Below are 436 nucleotides of genomic sequence, written 5' to 3'. Positions count from 1 at the left end.
CATCACTTCGGTGCCGTCCTGCTTGATGACGCGATTGCGGGTGCGCACCAGCGCCAGGCCGGGACGGTTCTTGCTCGGGCGGTTTTCGATCACTTCGCACTCGACGTGCAGGGTGTCCCCCACAAAGGTCGGGCCCTTGATGTCGAGTTCCATGTTGAGCCGTCATCGATCTTCAGGTCCAGCGGATGCAGCACCGGCGGGCCACCGGCGTAATGCTTGGACAAGCCCTGGCAGAGGATATCGGCCATGTTCAGCCTGCCATTTCGATCTGGATCTTCACATCCTGCGGCTGGCCGCTGGCGGCTTCTTCGAAAGCGCGGATGCTTTGCGAGAAGGGGAAGCTGCGCGAGATGAAGGGCTTCACATCGATCATGCCCGAGCTGATCAGGGCCAGTGCTCGCGGGAAGATGTTGGCGTAGCGAAATACCGATTCCAG

General features: G+C 60.8%; 2 pseudogenes. Both read right to left on the bottom strand.

Going from position 1 to position 436, the window contains the following annotated elements:
- A pseudogene (locus I5W_RS33180) lies at positions 1-159 on the bottom strand (acyl dehydratase); the annotation flags it as partial.
- A gap of 91 nt (positions 160-250) precedes the next feature.
- Positions 251-436 (bottom strand): annotated as a pseudogene (locus I5W_RS07175) (NAD(P)-dependent alcohol dehydrogenase); the annotation flags it as partial.

It is taken from the genome of Herbaspirillum sp. B65 (assembly GCF_000333555.1).
Classification (GTDB): Bacteria; Pseudomonadota; Gammaproteobacteria; order Burkholderiales; family Burkholderiaceae_D; genus Herbaspirillum; species Herbaspirillum rubrisubalbicans.
This window is presented reverse-complemented; position numbering and strand designations above follow the sequence as displayed.